Here is a 960-nt window from a genome sequence, read left to right as displayed (position 1 = left end):
TTAATACTAAAATTGATAAATTAGAATACAAAATGATTGATAAATTTAAAATTTTGTAATTACAAAGTAAAAATAATATAAATGAATTAAATAAAATTAAGATAAAAGTATCTAAGTTAGAGAAAAGAGTATCAGAATTTAACACAGTTAACTAAWTTTTAATAATTTATATTTTATAAAAACTAGTTACTAATTACTTTAAAAACAAAAATTTACTTTTGACAGAGATAAAAACTTATGATAATATATTAGTATCAATTAAATACTAAGTAAGCCAGACAATCGCGGGTAGCATTTGCTACGTGAGGAAAGTCGGAGCTCCATAGAGCAGGGTGCTAGGTAACGCCTAGTGGGAGTGATCCTAAGGAAAGTGCAACAGAAAATTACCGCCACTTTATGTGGTAAGGATGAAAAGGCGAGGTAAGAGCTCACCGTTTGCTAGGTGACTAGCAAAGCCGTGTAAACCCCACCTGGAGCAAGACCAAAATAGGGCTAAAAGGATGTTGCTCGCATCCTCCGGTTGGTAGGTCGCTTGAGCTTATTGGTGACAATAAGCCTAGAAAGATGATTGTCAAATACAGAACTCCGCTTATAGACTTGCTTATATTTATTGATATAAAATGGGAATATGGCTCAGTTGGTAGAGCAATTGACTGTTAATCAATGGGTCACAGGTTCGAGTCCTGTTATTCCCGCCAATATGCTGGTGTGGCTCAACGGTAGAGCAGCTGACTTGTAATCAGCAGGTTGTAGGTTCGATTCCTATCACCAGCTCCAATAAAGACTATACATTTGTATAGTCTTTTTTATTACAAATATACTGGATATTGTTTTATATATAATAGATAGAAGTACCCTAAATATTATTTTAATTGATCGAGTCGAAGAATGTCGAAAAAAGTATAACGAAAAGAATTGATATATACGATAGGGGAAAATATAATATATTGTAGAAATATG

General features: G+C 33.0%; 2 tRNA genes and 1 other RNA gene. All 3 read left to right on the top strand.

Annotated elements, in window-relative coordinates:
* Positions 1–266: 266 nt before the first annotated feature.
* The 3 genes from rnpB to G3997_RS08560 all read left to right on the top strand — a co-directional run bounded on the left by rnpB (position 267) and on the right by G3997_RS08560 (position 777).
* Positions 267–608: RNase P RNA component class A (gene rnpB / locus G3997_RS08570), an RNA gene on the top strand.
* A 14-nt stretch (positions 609–622) separates the two neighbouring features.
* A tRNA-Asn gene (locus G3997_RS08565) sits at positions 623–698 on the top strand.
* 4 nt (positions 699–702) lie between these two features.
* A tRNA-Thr gene (locus G3997_RS08560) sits at positions 703–777 on the top strand.
* The last annotated feature ends 183 nt before the right edge of the window (positions 778–960 follow it).

Source organism: Romboutsia sp. 13368 (assembly GCF_018336475.1).
Lineage (GTDB): Bacteria > Bacillota > Clostridia > Peptostreptococcales > Peptostreptococcaceae > Romboutsia.
This window is presented reverse-complemented; position numbering and strand designations above follow the sequence as displayed.